Genomic DNA, 18281 nt, shown 5'->3' on the forward strand with positions numbered 1-18281 from the left:
ATTCAAAATTGACTTAGTATGGTATAATCTCGACCCATAATCGCGTCAATTCTGTCTTAGTTGTGTCATTCCTTTAGGGCATGTTCAATTTTTTACAGGTCTACTACTAAAGATTAAGCGTATTGAGTTCCGTAAGGAGCATGAGGAGTGTAATTATGAATGCGAAGTTGAATGTGAAGCTGAATATGAAACTGAATGATAGGTTGAATGTGAAACTGAATAGAAAGTCTTGGGCTTGCTGGTTTCTAATTGCGGCAAGTTGCCCCCAGTTATTGTTGATCGCGCCGAGCCAATCTCAAACTACGCCCCAAAGCTCTATTTCAGCAAATTCAACCGATGTTGCGGCGGTGGCTAGCCGTATCACCGATATCAATACCAATGTCTCAGGCGATCGCCTAGACCTCACGGTAAATTTTGCCAGCAGCGATCGCCCAAAGGTTACCTATACAAAGCAGGGAAAATCTTGGGTAGCTTTACTCAATGGGGCTCAACTGCAATTGGGTAATGGAAATGCTAGCTATGCCAAGACAAATCCCGCTCCAGGAATTGCGGCGATCGAGGCAACCCAGTATGCCGCTAACAAAGTACAAATACGGGTCACTGCTAACGATCCAGAAACTCTTAAGGAGCTAATCAAACGCCAAGATAATGGTGATAGTTTGGTATTTAGCTTAGAAATGCAACCTTCAGCAAATCAGGTTAGCTCAATCTCTGCAGCTAATTCTCCAGAATCTGGAGTCGTAAATTCGCAAACTTCCAATGATTCTACCAAGGTGCTCACTGCTCAGAATTCATCTGTGAATTCCGCCTCTTTAGGAAAACCTTTATTTGAACCGAAGATCACCGTTACCGATGCTGATGGGAAGACTCGCGTAGCCCAAAGCAATGCACCAAATTCAGCTCCTCCCCCTGTCACAAATCCAGTCACACCGCAATTGCAAGGTCGCGTTCCCGGTGTAGTTCCCCCCTTCCGTCAACTCAAGACCCCTCCTGTTGGAGATATTGCGACATCTTCCGCCAAACTTCGTCCTGATATCGTCGATCTTGGTACTGCCGAGCGCGTACCGAGAATTACTTTGCGGGAGGCTCCTGCAATTGAAGTTTTGAATTTGATCGGTCGTGTTGCGGGGCTAAGTGTTGTTTCTGCTGAAGCTGCTGCATCTGCTTCATCTACTGCTGGCGCAACTGCCACCACTGGTACCGGTGGTGGACTCAAGCAACCTGTTAGCCTTTCCATTGAGAATGAAACGGCTCAAGATGTTTTCAATAATGTATTGAGGATTACAGGGCTAGATGCCAATCGCATCGGGAACACTATTTTTGTTGCTACCAAACTTCCTGTAACCCTCAAAAATCTAGTCACTAAAAACTATCGTCTCAATCAAATCACCGTTGGTGAAGCTTCTGCTTACTTAATTGGTTTAGGAGCTTCTCGGATCGTCAACCGCCAACGCCCAATCCCTGGAGCGCAAACAGCAACGGTAGGAACTGCTTCGGCGGCTACAGTAGTAAATATCCCTACTGAATCAATTCCAACGCTAGAGACAATTACAGTCCCTGCAGATTCTAGTACATCATCCCTTTTAAAGGGTTTGCAAGTTATAGCTGAAGAACGTGGTAACTCGCTAACTTTGATTGGAAGTCCCAAACAAATTGAATTTGCCGAAGCCCAACTTGCTCGGTTGGATTTACGTAAACGTCAAGTTGCTGTTAACGTGAAGGTTGTCGAAGTAAACCTCGATAAGAATCAAACCATTGGTTCGTCTCTTTCCTTTAATGCAAGTAATACGGATGGAAGTGGAACGGGCGCGGCAATTTCTTCTGCGGTTGGCGTGTTGGGATTAAATTTTAACGACACCACGGGCACCCCATCAATTCTTACATCCCCACAGCGACTATTTGGCTCTCTCAGTGCTCGCATAGTCAGTGGAAATGCTAAGGTTATCACTGACCCAACCCTAACTGTCCAAGAAGGAGAAACGGCAACGGTTGCGCTCACCGAAGATGTGGTAACAGCCAATACTGTTACTATTACTACGATTACCTCTGGTACTACAACTCAAAACTTCCCAACTCAAACCGTAACTACTACGCCAGTTGGACTGACTCTCAATCTTAATGTTGCGCGGGTTGACGACAATGGGTTTATTAACTTTGCCGTGTCACCTAGTGTCAGTGCTCTAGTTTCAACACAGCAATTAGGAACGGTACTGGGTATTCAAACTTCCCAAGGATTAATCTCTAAACGGACACTTAATTCTGGGCAGATTCGGGTTAGGGATGGTCAAACACTCGTGCTATCGGGAATCATTCGAGATTCGGATCGTCAAACCTTGACTAAAGTGCCGTTTTTAGGCGATCTGCCGATTATTGGTGCATTGTTCCGTCAAGAAAGTAATCAAAACGTTCGTAATGAAGTAATTATTATAGTAACGCCTCGTATCATTGACGATAGTCAAAATGCTAATTGGGGTTACACCTATCAACCAGGACCAGAAGTCCAAAAGGTTATTGATAGCAATCTTCGTAAGAGTCAATAGGCTTCATCCATTTTCATAATTTACACTTCTTTCCAGCCTTGACAGTTTGTGTCGAGGCTTTTTTATTGGAAACTTATGCTTTGGCTAAGTGGATTGCTGTGATGTACTCACATAAATCTCTCTATAGCCCAAAATTCCATGCCATTGAGATACATCTTCAGACAAGCCTGTTTGGTGGCTTCTGGATAAGACTTGGTTTGTTCACTAGATTCTATAAATTGGCGACCATATTCGACACAGATATGGTTTTGTTTTCCTTGCTTAGTTCTATTCTTGCGTATGTGTTCCGACCCACACTTTGGACATTATCATCTCTTTTACTGCAACTCATACTTCATTATGCAACGCCCGATTATGAATTGCGATCGCATCTTCCCAAGTACTGCCCGATCGCAACCAATTAATCGGCAAGTCGCCATTACCCGAACCACGAAACCATGTGCGCTGACGTTTTGCAAACTGACAGGTATGCGTCACTGTAAGGGATTTGGCAGTTTCTAGATCGATTTTATGGGATAAATAATCCGACATTTCCGCATAGCCCAGAGTTTTTAAAAGCGGTAAATCTTCTCCATAGCACCTTTGCACATGACAAATCTCATCGAGCCATCCCCGATCTAGCATTTGCTCCGTGCGATCGCCTACTAATTTCCGATAAGCATCCAGATCTTCGCAATCCAATCCAATCTGCACGATCGGATAATCAGGCGGTTGCTCACCCTGTTGCGCTGATAAAGGTTTGCCTGTTACGTAAAAAACCTCTAGCGATCGCACAGTTCTAACTTGATCGTTAGCATGAATTTTGTTAGCCCCCACAGGATCAACCTGTTGCAAAACTTGATAGCAATAGTGCTGTCCTAATTGTTCAAATTGCGATCGCAGATCAGGTTGCGGCGGCACATGGGGGATTTTTAGCCCTGCGGTAATTGCCTTGATATATAACCCTGAACCACCAACTAAGATGGGCGTAACACCTTCGGTATGAAATTTAGCAATTAAAGTTTGTGCTTGATCTTGATAATCAGCAAGGGTCAGAGTTTGATCAGGATTAATAATATCAATCAAATAATGGGGAACACCTTGACGTTCCTCCATTGTCGGCTTTGCAGTACCAATATCTAGCTCACGATAAACTTGGCGGGAGTCAGCGCTTAGGATGGGAGCGTTTAGATATTTCGCAAGAGCGATCGCCAAACTAGTTTTACCCGTAGCCGTAGCCCCCAAAATGACGATTAACCCCGCACGATCCATGATTTTAGTTCTTTGAATTAAAAAACAAACCCCGTAATACCGATTCACGAAAGTGTGACAACACTTTTGTGAATTATAGCTGCCGCCAACTGTATCAGGACATAAAACCGAATAGAGAGTGGCGGCGCTTTGCGCCGCCACTCTCTATTCGTCTACTATTACTGACTATAGCTTAGGACCATTGAGAAATACTAGATTGGGAAATAGGAATCTGAATCAAAAACTCCGTTCCTTGCCCTACGGTCGATAGGCATCGGAGAATCCCACCATGCCTTTCGGTAATAATTTGGTAACTGATGGACAACCCCATCCCCGTCCCTTTGCCAACGGGCTTTGTCGTAAAAAATGGTTCAAAAATGCGATCTATGACCTCTTGAGCCATACCCACACCGTTATCCTTAATGCGAATTATCACCACAGCTAGACCAAGCAAAGGATCGGCTTCTTTTAATTCGGTAACAATGGTAATGGTCGGTCGCCAGTCTGCTCGCTGGGGCTTGCTATGAGTAGTTTCCTTCCCAAGATTCTTGGTAACAATGCAGGATAACTCTTCGAGGGCATCGATCGCATTGGTCAACAAATTCATAAATACCTGATTCAGTTGCCCAGCATAACACTCCACCATCGGGAGCTTGTCATACTGTTTAATCACTTGAATACCAGCATTATGATTTTGGTTATTTTGATCCTTAAGACGATGTTGCAAAATCATTAACGTGCTGTCAATTCCCTCATGAATATTGACAGCTTTAAATTCAGCTTCATCTAATCGCGAAAAATTACGCAAGGACAACACAATTTGACGAATGCGATCGGAGCCAACCTTCATGGATGTCAATAACTTCGTGAGATCCTGCGTTAAAAAATCTAAATCCAGTCCCTCTAACTCTGCCCTAACCTCATCAGCGATCCCCGTACTATGCTGTTGATACAAAGCGATCGCCTTGAGCAAATCCGAAACGTATTGCGTAGCGTAAGTTAGATTGCCGTGAATAAAATTAACGGGATTGTTAATTTCATGGGCAACCCCAGCCACCAGTTGCCCCAAACTAGACATTTTTTCGTTCTGTACCAATTGAGTCTGCGTCCGATGTAAATCTTGCAAAGCCTTTTTTAATTCGGCTGTGCGCTGTTCCACACGTATTTCTAGAACCTCATTGACTTCTTGCAAAGCGGCTTCGGCAAGCTTACGATCGGTAATATTCGTTAAGGAGCCCCCCCCCTCGCTCTGATTGCTAGAATAAGCCGATAGTTCTAGCCAGACAATCACTCCCGATTGATGTTGAAACCGTAATTCTTGACCAATCACCACCTGTTGCTTTTGTAATTGATCGAGCAACTGTTGCCCCCGCGCCAAATCTTCTGGAGCCAGAAAATTAGAAAGCGGTTGAGAGAGAGATTCAGCAATGTTATACCCCAAAGTCTCAGTCCAAGCTCGATTGAGAAAGGTAAAACAGCCCGATGGATCGCACTTAAAAACGATCTCTCTTAAGCTTTCAACTAACTCTCGATAACGTCGCTCTGATTCCGAGAGTTTTTCAATCAAGCGATAATGAATTTGTGTATTCAGTTCGTTTGTCATCTCATCAGGGTTCATGGGCTAAGGGCAAGCTGGCTCAAAAGCTCAGTGTGAGTGACGACATTAGCATACAGAGGAAAAATATTTTCGCAATAGAATGACTGCTCAAATACAGTTCTTGCGGAGGTGCAATCAGAAAGGATTGTAACCTGATATCCTTGTTCATGCGCGGAACGTCCCGTGGAATCAATACAAACTGAGGTAACAGTTCCCGCCAAAACGATATTTTCGATCGCATGTTGTTGCAGAATTTCGTTTAGATTGGTATTAACAAAGGCGTTAAAACCGCGTTTTCCTGGAACACGCAAAATCCGATGTTTAAACCGATTCAACTCTTCAATAGTTTTCGAGCCTTCCGTTCCTCCTTGAAATGCTCCCACCTCTTTAATTGTTTTGAGAATGCCAATTGGGTCAACCATTTCTTCATAACTAGAAGTAAAGAAGATCGGTGTTTCTACAATCAATACTGAAGTGGTTTCCAAACAATCTAATAGATGAATTGTATTAGATAATACATTTGTAACTTTAGAAGACTCTTCAACAATGCCATGCAGAATTCCGTTAGGAGCAAAATAGTCATTTTGAAAACCGATCAGCAGTAAGGCTGTATTGTGGGCATTCATATATACTTCTAGCCAAAAAATATTGTATACAGACTTTAAGAAACATAAATTATTTTACCCAGTTTATGAAGTATATCAATCAGTATTTTATCTGATTTGTCTAAATCCCTATGTATAGTTCTAAAATAGAAATGTATCCTGTAGTCCAAGTGTGGTATACAATACAGGCTATGATTTTTATATTTAATTCGTCTGGCTACGCCAAGAAATATCTCAAATCTAATGAGAATAAAAGTCCACCTTAGAAACAAGATAATAACAAATAGTGTGTCGATAAATTATAAATAAAAGTTAAATCAGATATAGCTATTGCCAAATTTATCAAGACATAAAAATCAAAAGGTGAGGGGCGGCGATTTGCGCCGCCCCTCACCTTTTGATTTATAGCTACAGTCACTTGACTTAGGACAAATCAAACCCCAAGAATTGACTGGCGGCGCAAAGCGCCGCCAGTCAATTCTTGGGGTTTATGTCCTAGTACAGGCGGCAGCTATAAGATTGCCATGCATGGCAATCTTAAATATTTTTTGGCAAGAACTCACTCTCCTATACCAAATCACAAAATGGCGTTGCCATTTTGTGATTTTAAACCCCTTACTGAGTTTGGGTTTCAATTCCCAAAAGTGTAGCCACACTTTTGGGAATTGGTATTATAGCTGCCGCCAGTTTTGTTAGGACAAAATCAAAACCCCAAAGAGAGTTGCCGCGCTCCGCGCGGCAACTCTCTTTGGGGTTTTATGTCCTGATACAGTTGGCGGCAGCTATAAATTTAATTACTTAATTGGCGACGAAAATCTCTAGGGCTAAGGCGTAATGGATTTTGAGTATCCCATATCCCCAATTCTTGTAATCTTGCTTTTGATTGAGCGCGACTAATTCTCGCATCGTACTTGCTATTAGGAGGATAGGGATCAGCGATCGCCAAACCCTCACCGACCAAATATTGATTAACTAATAATTTATCTTTCCAAATATAGGCAAGTAAGCGATCGGAGTTGTCCTTTTGCTTGACATCAAATTCCAGAATCACCTTCTGTTCTTTGACCAAATCTGACAAGCGCTGACGAGCGCGATCGCCCCAAGGAGCCTGTTCTTTGAGAGGGGCGCTTAATCCTAACAGGCGCACTCTCTGCACGGTCATATTGGGATTGTTCAGAACTGAAGCTTCAACGGTTTGACCGCTAATTACCCGATTGATCAGCCATAGCTCGCCATTGATGCGATCGCTAGGCTGCATAAAGGCAAGCAAAATATTTGCAACTATTAAAAATGCAACTAATATTCCCGTCAATACCAACCAACGTGGCGTAGATAAAGCAATTGCCTCTTTTTTCCCTGTTTTAGAACTCATAGATTGAAGGACATCCAATTCAAAATGTAAAGGACGCAAAGCGTCCTTTACAAAATCTAGTCATGATCGATGGGAATGCCAAACTGAAACCAATGGCGCTTGCGTTTGGCAAAAAAGTTGCCAAACTGGAGGCGATAGACCTCATCTTCATCTTGAGTTTCTAGATCTAGATCTGACTGTGCATAGCCAGAACAAATTAGGGCATAACCCTCATCTTGCAATGTTTTGGACAGACCAATTACTTCATGCTGATCGATCGTCCCCGACTTTACGCGCATGGCGCAGGCTGTACAAGCACCATTCAGACAGGAGAAAGGCAGCTCGATCCCCTGTGATTCTAAGGATTCGAGAATATAGCGATCGCCTTCGATATCGGCTTCGTAGAACTTATCGTTTTGGCGATCGTGGATGCGAATGTGGTAAGACATAAGTATTTATAGGCGTTATACGCGACTTTCATGCGCGAGTAGGAATCATACCCGTTTGCCGAGCATAATCAAATAAGCCCCCAGCATCGATGACAGGACGGACATCGCCCAAAGATTTCAGAGAAAAAGTCGCGCCAGTGGTTTCGTTAATAATGACATCGCGATCAAAATCAATCGTCGCTTCTTCCCCAGTCTTAAAGTTATCAATTAAACGTTCGACCGACTCCCAAGGATATAGCTCGCCCGTGGCGGTACAGTTGCGAAAGAAAATTCTCGCGTAGGACTGAGCAACCACAGCCTCAAGTCCCGCCGCCCCAAGGGCGATCGGTGCATGTTCCCTCGAAGACCCGCAACCAAAATTTTCACCTGCGACGATAATTGCATAGATGGTTTTGCTCTCACCTTCAGCAATAAAGCGATCGTAGCGATCGGGTAATCCAATCATGGCATAGCTACCAAGCTTCTCGTATTCATCGGGCTTAGAAGGAACGAGGGTGAGATATTCCGCAGGAATAATTTGATCAGTATCGATATTGTCATCTAATACAAATACTTTGCCCTGAATTGTCTTACTCATAGTTTTTATCTATAAAATCTATAAAACAGTCATTAGTCCAGAAAACAGTGCTAGAAACAGTGCTAAAAAACAGTAATTGATCTAGAAATCGGTCTGAAATAATCTTTCCTAAGTGGCTGGGTATAATTAAAACCCAAAATCAAAAGCTATGGGGAAAGCGCAGCCTGCGCTACAGCTTTTGGAGTCTTATATTTAATTTTACCTAGCTACTTATTGTTTAGTCAAAATCGCATTCAGAATAAAATCAGTCAAAACAATTAGTCAAAATAATCAATCGAAATAATCAATCGAAATAAAACAGAGTTACCACTTTGCGTTGTTCTTCAGCATCTTGGCAAGTCTGCAATAAAGTCTCGCTACCATGAAACGCGAAGCAGATTAGTTGCTGACACTTAGAAATAATTTCTTGGTTACACAGACTACTCGCTTCAGCCAAAGATAAAGTGTCATTTTCACTATGCTCGATTAAATGAATCACATTTTCTAGCTGTTCGCGAGACTCATAGGGCTGCTTATCAAGGCTTTGTGGCAGAATTACGGTCAACAAATTAGGGTCAGCCCTTAAAGCACCACGAATTGCCGCAAAATTTGTACCTGTTGCCCCAGAGGTAATAATACTGTTACCAGATAGTGCCAAGGCATAGCTGAGCAGTTCGATCAGCAGTTGGTGAGTCAATGGCACATGGCGGGAGCCTAAAAACGCAATTCGCTTTGAGCCTTGTTGCTGTATCGTCGCAAGCTCTTGCAAAAAATCGTCTAGCTTGGGTAGATTAATTGACTGAGTCAAACAAATCCCTCTCGTTTACTACTTACTGAACGAATAACTACACAATATCACTTAACCCCAGAGAATCAAACTAGTTATAGCAGTAGCCAGTTATGTTAGGACAAAAACAAAACCCAGAAGAGTGGTGCGGCGCTTTGCGTCGCACCACTCTTCTGGGTTTTATGTCTTAACTTATTTGGCTATAGCTATAACAGATAGGAGTCACGATAAATCCTAATAATTGGTGTCATAAATTTGGCAAAGTTGCCATATACTAGATAGGCTGTCAAGTTTTCAACAGTAACAAGGAAGGAGCTATGTCCCGTTATAGAGGTCCGCGCCTCAGAATCGTCAGAAGACTCGGAGAGCTTCCCGGTCTAAGTCGCAAACAACCTAAGCACGCTTATCCACCTGGACAGCATGGTCAAGATCGCAAAAAGCGTTCTGAGTATGCTGTGCGTCTTGAGGAAAAGCAAAAACTACGTTTTAATTATGGTCTTACTGAAACTCAAATGCTGCGCTATGTGCGCCGAGCCAGAAGAGTTAAGGGTTCTACAGGACTAGTATTGCTACAACTGCTAGAAATGCGTCTAGATAATACTGTTTTCCGCATGGGATTTGCGCCGACGATTCCTGCTGCGCGTCAATTAGTAAATCACGGACACATCACCATCAATGGCAAAAGCGTAACTATTCCTAGTTATGGTGTTCGCCCTGGTGAAGTAATTAGCGTGAAAGATAATGAAAAGTCTCGCAAAATTGTCGAGCGTAACCTCGAATTCCCAGGCTTGTCCAACATTCCTAGCCATTTAGAATTCGATAAGGCAAAGATGACTGGTAAAGTCAATGGCGTTGTCGAGCGCGAATGGGTAGCATTGCAAGTGAACGAACTGCTGGTTATTGAGTACTACTCACGCCAAGCTTAAGGTTGAAGCACTCAGCTACGGGCTTTGTTGTTCTTAGATAAATTGCTTGTAGCTGAACGCCTTCCAACTGGGTAAACTGCCAATTGGGTAAACTCTATTAGGTTCAACTTCACTGCGAATTATGCAGTTAAATATTTCTGCTCCTGTAAACCTCGATTTACACGTTCCTAAGGATTTTGTTCGGGGTTGTCCCCGCAGTGTCCGTATGGATATTGATCACCTGCTTCTAGCGATCGAGGCGCTGGACTTAGAGGCAGTTGAGGTCATACTGGTCTTAATCGAGCAGCTAGGTTTAGAAAAAACGATTCCTAGTCGTGTAGCTTTTTGGCGACTGCGAAATACGAATCCGCTTCGTCGCAATTATCAACGCGCCAGCCTTAGTTGGGATGAGTTGAAGGCTTTAGTCAAGATTGTCTGCACGATCGCCAAACAGTTAGATACTGGTTTGCGCTTGCTACTGAGCACCGATCGGCAGATTAGCGAGGGTAAGATTGAAGCGTTAGGCTTACAGCAAAACCAAGGTTTTTTAGAAAATTATATTGATCGCTTTACGTCTTTGTATATTGGACGAATGCGATCGCCATCTCCTTTAAATAAACAAGAAATTCGCGAGTTAGCCCTGCAATTGCTAACGCGCCTATTGCTATGTAGTGGTGTCGCGGGCGAATATCGCCTATGGAATAGTCTGTTTGATGGAGCGATCGCCTAATGATTCAACGCAGCTATAGTTTGCCCAGTTGCACTTTGCTAGTCGATGGGATCGTCACCAGTGGTGATGTAATTTCCATTCTGACTGGCTTTAGTTGTCGCTTTAACCATCACGCTGAGCCCATTGTCGGTGGATTAGAACTGCTCAATGCGCTGGTTAAAGTTGTAGGAGCCTATGCCCAAGCGCTAAAGAGTAATATCTTAGTAGCAATTCCTGAGAAACTGGTGCAGATCGAGCCCCAAGGCAAGCATCTCCATGTTCTATCGGTATCGCTCAACGAAGCCGATGCCCATAATCCCAAGCAACTCCAGATCGAGCTAAATACGATTCAGCTATTTGATCTGATGGAGAGTCTCGATCGTTTGTGTTGCGATCCGATCACTTTGCCCGATCTGAAATTAGTAACCCAAATTTCTGACTATCGATCGCAATCTCAGTTAAATAATCAAGCATTGCCCGCGATCGCTGGAGTAGTGAGTTTAGCGATCGCCGCTACGGTTTTATACTTCATCCCCATCCCCAAACCCCAACCGAAGCCTGCCCAAACTCTTCCCGTGCAAACTAAACCTTTGCCTAAAGTTTCTAAACCACCAGTGGCAAGTCCTGAAAGTTCTGCTAGTCCCGAAGCTTCACCGAGTCCTACAGCCTCATCTAGCCCTGAAAGTTCTCCCAGCCCCACAGCTTCACCAAACCCAACTAGCTCTTCTAGTCCTGAGACATCGCCCACCACTAGCCCCAGATAAAAAAGAGACGAGCTATGGCTGAATTCTTAAGGGTTGGCAATCCTGCGCCAGATTTTGAAGCAGATGCTGTAGTCGATCAGGAATTTACGAAGATTAGGCTTTCCAGCTATCAAAAAAATAAATATGTAGTTTTATTTTTTTATCCCCTTGACTTTACTTTTGTTTGTCCCACGGAGGTGATCGCCTTCAGCGATCGCTATGAGGAATTTGCCCGATTAAATACGGAGGTCATCGGCATTTCCGTTGATAGTCAGTACGCTCACCTAGCTTGGATTCAAACTCCTTTGGCGGATGGTGGACTTGGTGGTGATGTTAAATGTCCGCTGGTCTCCGATCTCACTAAGGCGATCGCGACATCTTTTAATGTTCTCGATCCCGATGTAGGCGTTGCTTTGCGTGGTTTATTTATCATCGACAAATCAGGTATCGTCCAACATGCAACTATTAATAATCTTGCCTTTGGACGCAGTATTGACGAAACTCTTCGTACCCTCAAAGCAATTCAACATACCCAGATCCACGAAAATGAGGTTTGTCCCGTAGATTGGCAACAGGGGATGGCAACGATCAAAGTTTAAAACAATGCTTAACCCGCACTGACATTATCCAAATCCCCAAAATGGCGCTACCATTTTGGGGATCTGGATAATTGACTGGCGGCGCAAAGTGTCGCCAGTCAATTATTGGGGTTTATGTCCTAGTACATTTGGCGGTAGATATATAGATATTACTTTGCTGTATCCATACATTTTAACTTTGGTTAACTATGGTACAAAATGAACATTCTAAATCGGTTAACTTAATAGCTTAATCAAAATTTAAAGTTAATGACCCATTTTCATCGGGGAATTAGGTAAAGCTATGGCTGAACTAAAAAAAGCTGTTTTAATGATGCATACTGATCGAGTCCAAGGGGAATTATGGAAAACAGCTTTGTTAACTCAGCAGTTGGACGTAATTTGGGAAAATATCCCCTTAGACTTAGTTGTATATCTAGAAAAATTCGATCGCCAAAAGCTACCTGACCTTCTCATTATGGATATGGCGATCAAAAGTCCTAACTCAGAAACATTGCAGTCATCATCGGTTTGTCAATGGTTAAGTAAGCAACAAGTACCAACAAAAGTTGTTTTGTTTAATCCTAGACAAGAAAAAATAAAAGATATCGAACATAGTTGGGCTTTGCGACGGGGAGCATCGGATGTCTTGCCTCGCTTATCTCCCGAAAATCTAATGGCGGAAGTCGCTAGGGTTACCGCTTTAATCGGTTGTTCGTTGATAACCCAACCCTTAGAAAAAATTGCTAGAAGCTTGGGTGCTAGCAATTCTGGGGCGATCGAAAGAGAATCGAGCGATGTCGATGAATCTGAAAGCAGACCAAAATCGAGATCGGAAACCAAAAACAACTCAAAAAACAACCAAAAGTCTGATGCTGGTGATGTTGTGATGTATCGCGGCGTAAGGGTTAGACGCTAAGCATTCTTAAGAATCCTTGGACTCAATCCTTGGGCTCAATGCATTGTTTGTCATACCTCGACAAATTGAGAAATGCTATAAGTTATGTAGCGATCGCCCTAATTTTCCCCAATGTCAAACCAGTCCTATCTGCCTGAAGCTGACCAAGCTCAAAAGTTTATGTTGTTTGCCCAGCATGGCTGGGCTGATACCGCCCAAGACATTGGTTATTTAGCCCGATCGCTTGTAGATGCAAATACTCCCACCTATGTACCCAATCTCGGTTGGCTCGACACTTGGCTGACGATCGCTCCATTGATTGATAAGGTCGAAACGATTGCCACAGAGGCAATTTCCACCTATCCCCAACTACCATTACGAATTGTGGGGCATTCGATGGGCGGGCTAATTTGGCTCGAAGTTTTAAATCGCCATCCTGAATGGTGGGGTAAAGTCCATAGCCTTGTCCTAGTTGCTTCTCCAGTCGGTGGCTCGGATCTGGGTAGACTATTCGATCCCTTGGCAATGTCCCCCCTGATTGCTCGCGATTTAGGTAAAAATCGTCGTTCGATCGCTGAAGCGATCGCCGCTAAGATTCCGACGCTGTCGATCGTGGGCGATCTGGGCAATAATACTGACGGTACTGTGCCCGTAAATTGCTCTCAGTTTGCCTATGCTAATTTTGTGCGCTTGCAGGGGCTACGTCATGCCACGCTCAAAAATCATCCTCAAGTTGCCGCCGCAATACGCCAGTTTTGGTCTAATCCTGAGATTGCGCCCCTATCAACGGATATTGCCTCCTATTTAATCGCCCAATTGCGATCGCTCGATCTTACGGAAATTGACAACCAAAACTTTGCCAAAGCTAAGGTTTATCAAGCCTATGGCAAGGATGTTAAGCTCTGGACATGGCAAAACCCCTTCCAAGTTTTGCATGTGTTTGTAAGCGTGGGTGAGCAATGTCTTTACAGTGCCTATACGGGATGGCAAGGCAAAACTAAACTGGCGATCGCCCTCAAAAAATTGGCAGTTATTGACAGTTATAAGTAATACCAAAACACAAAATGGCTACGCCATTTTGTGTTTTGGTATCACTAAGCCCCAAAGAGTGTTGCCGCGCTCCGCGCGGCAACACTCTTTGGGGCTTTTAATCCTGCATTTCGGCAATCAATTGCAAAATAATGCGCCCATCCTCTGCATAGGGAACCCGTTGCAAATAACTCTCCAGATCGATGCGAGCCTCGGTATAGCGATCAAGCTGATAACAAATTAATCCGCGATCGCGCCATTGGGTCGGAACATCGGGATTGAGCATTAGCGATCGCTCGATCGCAGCCAAGGCTTTAGTGGGTTCGCGGCGACGTAGGTAGATCAGTTTTAAATTATTAAGTAAACGATCTAAAATGCGGCGAATATTTACAGGTTCAAGATATTCCGACTGAAGTGGGATCTCATAGCCATAGAGTTGGGTCAACTTCGCCGCACAGTCCTCAGGAAAGAGAATTTCGCCTTTATTGTAGGGATCGATAAATAGATCGAGATCGGGATGTTGTGGGCGAATAATAAAATGTCCAGGAAAACTGATACCATCCATCGGAAACCCCAACCGATGGGCAACCAGCATATACACCAGTGATAGGGTGAGAGGAATGCCCAAACGCCTCTCCAACACATCAGTGATAAAACTGTTGCGAGGATCGTAATAATCTCGCTCATTACCGCTAAATTCCAGTTCGTCAAATAGGTAGCGATTAATTTCCTGCAATACCTTAAGCGGATAACGGATTTCAGCGAGTCTTGGTTGTAAGTCTCCAACCATGCGGTCAAAAATTTCTCGATAATGTCCGAGATCCATACGCGGATATTCTTCCCACGCGATCGCCAAAGCGCCCTCCAGTAGATGCTCCACGGACATATCATGGTCTGGCGTATGGGCAATTTGCCAAAATTTTTGCCTTGCTGGGGAAAGCGTTAACACAATGTTTATATCAATATCAAGATTTTCAAGCTTCAAGGTACTTTCTATATTTCTGTGAATTACAGATAAATTACAGAAATGCACCTTGAAGATCTAGTTGAGCGTATACACCTGTCCGCTAAATAAGATACGGGTGATCCCCTTTTGAACGAGTTTAGGACGAGTAATATGGATCAAATCACTAGGAAATTTGATCACCCGCTGATTATGATGGGAAAACCGCCTTGCAACGCGATGGTTGTCAAAAATTGGGATGGTTTTTGCAAGTGACTCTTCGGGGGGGATCGCGCCGAGATCCTTAAAATCTTTTAATGGACGAGTAATGATCTCCGCAATGCGATCGACGACGATATAGCAAATTAGCGGGAGCTCGGCGCGGTCGAGGGGCAAAATTTCAAGGCGATCGCCCGTGCTATGCCCACCCCTTAGCTCCGCAAACATTGGTAAAACAGCATCATCATCTTCAGAATCTTCAGAGAAGTCTTCTAGTTCATCCTCCCCAAGATCGAGATTATCCTCATCGACTAGATCGTCCTCGGATTCGTCATCGTCATCGAGTTCATCCTCATCGAGGTCGCCTTCAGGCATATTTAGCGTTTCATCGAGCTTTTCATCCATTGCGATCGCCGTTTCATCACCTTGGTCAAAATTAACGTTATCGTCCTCCGTCTCCACGGGCAAATCGTCAGGGATCAAAGCAAGCTGATTGACCTGAAAGCCTCCCACCTCATAATTGACCCGTGATCCTCTTTTTCCTTCAGCCTTTTTTTTGCTCACCAATAGTCGATACTCCTCAGCAGGAATTAGCTCTTGTAGCAGTCGTAAAACTGTACTCGTACTAATGCCAAACTGCTTCGCTAACTGAGTTGTGGTAGCATCAGACTCACGATAGAGGCGAAGTATTTCTTGTTTATCATCCAGCGCAAGTTTAACAGCCATTGATTTGGGATACCCCGAAACCGTATCTACGAACCAATCAATATCTTAACGCTTGAACGCATGGGTTAGAGTTTTAATAAGTAACTATTTGCAAAACTATTGGTGAAGTATGGCTTTCACAAATAATCATCTCTATGCGAATTAATGAAAAAAGCTCAATCTTAGTTACAGGCGGAACTGGCTCTTTTGGTAAAAAGTTTGTAGAACTGATACTAAACCAATTCCCTAACATTCAACGATTAGTCATCTATTCGCGGGATGAATTAAAACAGTTTGAAATGTCACAGCAGTTTTCTGATACAAAATATTCAGGATTGCGCTATTTTATTGGTGATATTCGTGATGTACGACGGCTAACTCGCGCCTGTGAAGGTATTGATATCGTGGTTCATGCCGCAGCACTGAAACAAGTTCCTGCTGCTGAGTACAATCCGATCGAGTTTATTCGTACTAATGTTTTGGGTTCTGAAAATGTCATTGAAGCAGCTTTAGACAGTGGCGTAAAGAGGGTTGTGGCTCTGTCTACTGATAAGGCAGCGGCTCCGATTAACTTGTATGGGGCTACGAAGTTATGTGCTGACAAGTTATTCGTTGCGGCAAATAATATCAAAGGTTCGCGGGATCTCCGTTTTAGTGTGGTGCGCTACGGCAATGTCATGGGTTCACGCGGTTCTGTTATTCCCTTTTTCTTGCAGAAGCGTCATGAGGGTGTATTACCCATTACCGATCCACAGATGACTCGTTTTAATATCACCTTAGAAGAAGGGGTAAAAATGGTGATGTGGGCGATCGAAAATGCTTGGGGAGGTGAAATTTTTGTGCCTCGGATTCCGTCTTATCATATTACTGATGTTGCCACTGCGATCGCTCCTGAATGTGAACAGCGTATTGTGGGCATTCGCGCAGGCGAAAAAGTGCATGAGGAAATGATCACGACTTCAGATTCTTTTACTACCGTTGATTGTGGTGAATACTATGCGATCTTGCCAGTTCATGGCGATCTGATAGAGCGATATTGTGAGAACGGCGCAAAAATGGTTGAGGCTGGGTTTAGTTATAATTCTGATCAAAACAAACGATTTTTGACTGTTGATGAATTACGGGTGTTGATTCAAGCCCATGTTGATCCCAGTTTTGCTTTATGAGTTCTTATATTCCCTATGGGCGGCAAGATATTAACGCTGCCGATATTCAAAGTGTGATTGAAGTTTTACAGTCGAATTGGCTAACTCAAGGCTCCGCCATCAATCGTTTTGAGCAGGCAGTTGCTGATTATTGCGGAGTTAAGTATGCGATCGCTGTTTCGAGTGCCACAGCCGCTTTACATATTGCTTGTTTAGCTATTGGTCTAGGCGAACATGACTATCTCTGGACTTCCCCAAATACCTTTGTAGCTTCAGCAAACTGCGGCTTATATTGCGGTGCTAAGGTTGACTTTGTAGATATCGATCCCCATACCTATAATTTGAGTATCGAAGCCTTGGAGCAAAAACTAGCCAATGCCTCTAAGAATGGCTGTCTTCCTAAGATTTTAGTGCCCGTACATTTTGCGGGGCAATCCTGCGAGATGAAAAAAATTGCAGCGTTATCTCAACAGTATGGATTCCATGTATTAGAAGATGCCTCCCATGCGATCGGTGGTAAATATCTGGGCAAAGCGATCGGCTGTTGCGAATATTCAGATTTAGCGGTATTTAGCTTTCATCCTGTGAAGATTATCACCACAGGTGAAGGGGGCATGGTGTTAACTAATCGAGAGGATTTATATGAAAAGTTAATCAGACTGCGATCGCATGGTATCACCCGCAATCCCGATTTAATGCAGGGGGAATCTCATGGCGCTTGGTATTATCAGCAATTAGAGCTAGGTTTTAATTACCGTATGACCGATATTCAAGCCGCCTTAGGCTCAAGCCAAATGCAACGTTTGGAAGAATTTGTAAGTAGACGGCGATTTTTAGCTCAACGATACAACTATTTACTACAAAATTTACCGATTACTTTGCCCCACCAGCATCCTGAGACTGAGTCTAGTTGGCACTTATATGTAATTCGCATACATCTTGACAAAATCAGTAAAACTCATTGCCAAGTCTTTGAAGAGCTTCGCCAAGTTGGTATTGGCGTAAATTTGCACTACATTCCAGTTCATGCTCAACCCTATTATCAAAAGTTGGGGTTTAAGTGGGGAGATTTTCCCAGAGCAGAAGGGTACTATAAAAGTGTGATCAGTATTCCTCTATATTATGGATTGAGTGATCAAGACCAAGACCTAGTTATTACTAATCTGCAAAAAATATTACATTGAAGACCACAATGAATAATATGCTTTATGAAAAAGACTTTTATACTTAGGCGCATCAATAAGGGACTTGCGATTTAATGAAGTACCAAATATAAAACCAGAATCGGTGGC

The 18281-nt window shown here is 43.4% G+C and carries 18 protein-coding genes and 1 pseudogene; 9 read left to right on the forward strand and 10 right to left on the reverse strand.

Going from position 1 to position 18281, the window contains the following annotated elements:
- The first annotated feature begins 155 nt into the window (after positions 1-155).
- Positions 156-2540 (forward strand): secretin N-terminal domain-containing protein, encoded by a 2385-nt coding sequence (locus PseudUWO310_RS14170; protein ID WP_190316031.1) that lies wholly within the window; start codon positions 156-158, stop codon positions 2538-2540.
- Positions 2541-2656: 116 nt separating this feature from the next.
- On the opposite strand, the pseudogene PseudUWO310_RS23955 reads toward PseudUWO310_RS14170, so the two are convergent.
- The 8 genes and pseudogenes from PseudUWO310_RS23955 to PseudUWO310_RS14205 form a co-directional block, all read right to left on the reverse strand.
- Positions 2657-2821: pseudogene (locus tag PseudUWO310_RS23955) on the reverse strand (IS1 family transposase); the annotation flags it as partial.
- A 46-nt stretch (positions 2822-2867) separates the two neighbouring features.
- Positions 2868-3791 carry a tRNA (adenosine(37)-N6)-dimethylallyltransferase MiaA gene (gene miaA / locus PseudUWO310_RS14175; RefSeq protein WP_142602331.1) on the reverse strand — a complete coding sequence of 308 codons (924 nt, stop codon included), beginning with the start codon at positions 3789-3791 and terminating at the stop codon, positions 2868-2870.
- Between the two features lie 172 nt (positions 3792-3963).
- Positions 3964-5373 (reverse strand): ATP-binding protein, encoded by a 1410-nt coding sequence (locus tag PseudUWO310_RS14180; RefSeq protein WP_223805669.1) that lies wholly within the window; start codon positions 5371-5373, stop codon positions 3964-3966.
- 11 nt (positions 5374-5384) lie between these two features.
- Entirely contained in the window at positions 5385-5993 is a 609-nt protein-coding gene (locus PseudUWO310_RS14185; RefSeq protein ID WP_142602335.1) for a cysteine hydrolase, read from the reverse strand.
- 769 nt (positions 5994-6762) lie between these two features.
- Positions 6763-7344 (reverse strand): thermonuclease family protein, encoded by a 582-nt coding sequence (locus PseudUWO310_RS14190; RefSeq protein ID WP_142602337.1) that lies wholly within the window; start codon positions 7342-7344, stop codon positions 6763-6765.
- A 56-nt stretch (positions 7345-7400) separates the two neighbouring features.
- Entirely contained in the window at positions 7401-7772 is a 372-nt protein-coding gene (locus PseudUWO310_RS14195; protein WP_190316032.1) for a 2Fe-2S iron-sulfur cluster-binding protein, read from the reverse strand.
- Positions 7773-7800: 28 nt separating this feature from the next.
- Positions 7801-8349: a 3-isopropylmalate dehydratase gene (locus PseudUWO310_RS14200; protein WP_142602341.1), complete on the reverse strand. Its 549-nt coding sequence runs from the start codon at positions 8347-8349 to the stop codon at positions 7801-7803.
- 283 nt (positions 8350-8632) lie between these two features.
- Positions 8633-9136 (reverse strand): hypothetical protein, encoded by a 504-nt coding sequence (locus PseudUWO310_RS14205; protein WP_009627999.1) that lies wholly within the window; start codon positions 9134-9136, stop codon positions 8633-8635.
- 296 nt (positions 9137-9432) lie between these two features.
- Here PseudUWO310_RS14205 and rpsD point away from each other — a divergent pair, with 296 nt between their 5' ends.
- The 6 genes from rpsD to PseudUWO310_RS14235 all read left to right on the forward strand — a co-directional run bounded on the left by rpsD (position 9433) and on the right by PseudUWO310_RS14235 (position 13998).
- The gene (gene rpsD, locus PseudUWO310_RS14210; RefSeq protein ID WP_009628000.1) at positions 9433-10041 is read left to right on the forward strand and encodes a 30S ribosomal protein S4; all 609 of its coding nucleotides are present in this window, start codon (positions 9433-9435) and stop codon (positions 10039-10041) included.
- A gap of 121 nt (positions 10042-10162) precedes the next feature.
- On the forward strand, positions 10163-10750 hold the full coding sequence (locus PseudUWO310_RS14215) for a DUF3038 domain-containing protein (protein ID WP_142602343.1): 588 nt from the start codon (positions 10163-10165) through the stop codon (positions 10748-10750).
- The gene (locus PseudUWO310_RS14220) at positions 10750-11493 is read left to right on the forward strand and encodes a DUF4335 domain-containing protein (protein WP_142602345.1); all 744 of its coding nucleotides are present in this window, start codon (positions 10750-10752) and stop codon (positions 11491-11493) included. Before PseudUWO310_RS14215 ends, PseudUWO310_RS14220 begins: the two co-directional genes overlap by 1 nt.
- A gap of 14 nt (positions 11494-11507) precedes the next feature.
- Positions 11508-12071, forward strand: a complete 564-nt coding sequence (locus tag PseudUWO310_RS14225) for a peroxiredoxin (protein WP_142602347.1) — start codon at positions 11508-11510, stop codon at positions 12069-12071.
- A 283-nt stretch (positions 12072-12354) separates the two neighbouring features.
- Entirely contained in the window at positions 12355-12969 is a 615-nt protein-coding gene (locus tag PseudUWO310_RS14230) for a hypothetical protein (RefSeq protein ID WP_142602349.1), read from the forward strand.
- 111 nt (positions 12970-13080) lie between these two features.
- Positions 13081-13998 (forward strand): alpha/beta hydrolase, encoded by a 918-nt coding sequence (locus PseudUWO310_RS14235; protein WP_142602351.1) that lies wholly within the window; start codon positions 13081-13083, stop codon positions 13996-13998.
- Positions 13999-14095: 97 nt separating this feature from the next.
- On the opposite strand, the gene PseudUWO310_RS14240 is transcribed toward PseudUWO310_RS14235, so the two are convergent.
- Together PseudUWO310_RS14240 and PseudUWO310_RS14245 are read right to left on the reverse strand one after the other, a co-directional pair.
- Entirely contained in the window at positions 14096-14962 is an 867-nt protein-coding gene (locus PseudUWO310_RS14240; RefSeq protein WP_142602353.1) for a SirB1 family protein, read from the reverse strand.
- A 57-nt stretch (positions 14963-15019) separates the two neighbouring features.
- Complete coding sequence (locus PseudUWO310_RS14245; protein WP_142602356.1) at positions 15020-15865, reverse strand: helix-turn-helix domain-containing protein; 846 nt, start codon at positions 15863-15865, stop codon at positions 15020-15022.
- Positions 15866-15999: 134 nt separating this feature from the next.
- Between PseudUWO310_RS14245 and pseB the strand changes: the two genes are divergently transcribed.
- Positions 16000-17010, forward strand: coding sequence for a UDP-N-acetylglucosamine 4,6-dehydratase (inverting) (gene pseB / locus PseudUWO310_RS14250; protein WP_142602358.1), 1011 nt, complete (start codon positions 16000-16002; stop codon positions 17008-17010).
- Entirely contained in the window at positions 17007-18173 is a 1167-nt protein-coding gene (gene pseC / locus PseudUWO310_RS14255; RefSeq protein WP_142602360.1) for a UDP-4-amino-4,6-dideoxy-N-acetyl-beta-L-altrosamine transaminase, read from the forward strand. Before pseB ends, pseC begins: the two co-directional genes overlap by 4 nt.
- The last annotated feature ends 108 nt before the right edge of the window (positions 18174-18281 follow it).

The organism is Pseudanabaena sp. UWO310 (assembly GCF_006861605.1).
In the GTDB taxonomy this organism is placed as follows: Bacteria; Cyanobacteriota; Cyanobacteriia; order Pseudanabaenales; family Pseudanabaenaceae; genus Pseudanabaena.

What these genes read in the sequence shown, in the direction of transcription:
- pseC (WP_142602360.1), top strand. Translation starts at nt 17,007, where the DNA reads ATGAGTTCTTATATTCCCTATGGGCGGCAAGATATTAACGCTGCCGAT.
- rpsD (WP_009628000.1), top strand. Translation starts at nt 9,433, where the DNA reads ATGTCCCGTTATAGAGGTCCGCGCCTCAGAATCGTCAGAAGACTCGGA.
- PseudUWO310_RS14170 (WP_190316031.1), top strand. Translation starts at nt 156, where the DNA reads ATGAATGCGAAGTTGAATGTGAAGCTGAATATGAAACTGAATGATAGG.
- PseudUWO310_RS14195 (WP_190316032.1), bottom strand. Translation starts at nt 7,772, where the DNA reads ATGTCTTACCACATTCGCATCCACGATCGCCAAAACGATAAGTTCTAC.
- PseudUWO310_RS14230 (WP_142602349.1), top strand. Translation starts at nt 12,355, where the DNA reads ATGGCTGAACTAAAAAAAGCTGTTTTAATGATGCATACTGATCGAGTC.
- PseudUWO310_RS14225 (WP_142602347.1), top strand. Translation starts at nt 11,508, where the DNA reads ATGGCTGAATTCTTAAGGGTTGGCAATCCTGCGCCAGATTTTGAAGCA.
- PseudUWO310_RS14220 (WP_142602345.1), top strand. Translation starts at nt 10,750, where the DNA reads ATGATTCAACGCAGCTATAGTTTGCCCAGTTGCACTTTGCTAGTCGAT.
- miaA (WP_142602331.1), bottom strand. Translation starts at nt 3,791, where the DNA reads ATGGATCGTGCGGGGTTAATCGTCATTTTGGGGGCTACGGCTACGGGT.
- PseudUWO310_RS14235 (WP_142602351.1), top strand. Translation starts at nt 13,081, where the DNA reads ATGTCAAACCAGTCCTATCTGCCTGAAGCTGACCAAGCTCAAAAGTTT.
- PseudUWO310_RS14245 (WP_142602356.1), bottom strand. Translation starts at nt 15,865, where the DNA reads ATGGCTGTTAAACTTGCGCTGGATGATAAACAAGAAATACTTCGCCTC.
- PseudUWO310_RS14215 (WP_142602343.1), top strand. Translation starts at nt 10,163, where the DNA reads ATGCAGTTAAATATTTCTGCTCCTGTAAACCTCGATTTACACGTTCCT.
- PseudUWO310_RS14200 (WP_142602341.1), bottom strand. Translation starts at nt 8,349, where the DNA reads ATGAGTAAGACAATTCAGGGCAAAGTATTTGTATTAGATGACAATATC.
- pseB (WP_142602358.1), top strand. Translation starts at nt 16,000, where the DNA reads ATGCGAATTAATGAAAAAAGCTCAATCTTAGTTACAGGCGGAACTGGC.
- PseudUWO310_RS14190 (WP_142602337.1), bottom strand. Translation starts at nt 7,344, where the DNA reads ATGAGTTCTAAAACAGGGAAAAAAGAGGCAATTGCTTTATCTACGCCA.
- PseudUWO310_RS14180 (WP_223805669.1), bottom strand. Translation starts at nt 5,373, where the DNA reads ATGACAAACGAACTGAATACACAAATTCATTATCGCTTGATTGAAAAA.
- PseudUWO310_RS14185 (WP_142602335.1), bottom strand. Translation starts at nt 5,993, where the DNA reads ATGAATGCCCACAATACAGCCTTACTGCTGATCGGTTTTCAAAATGAC.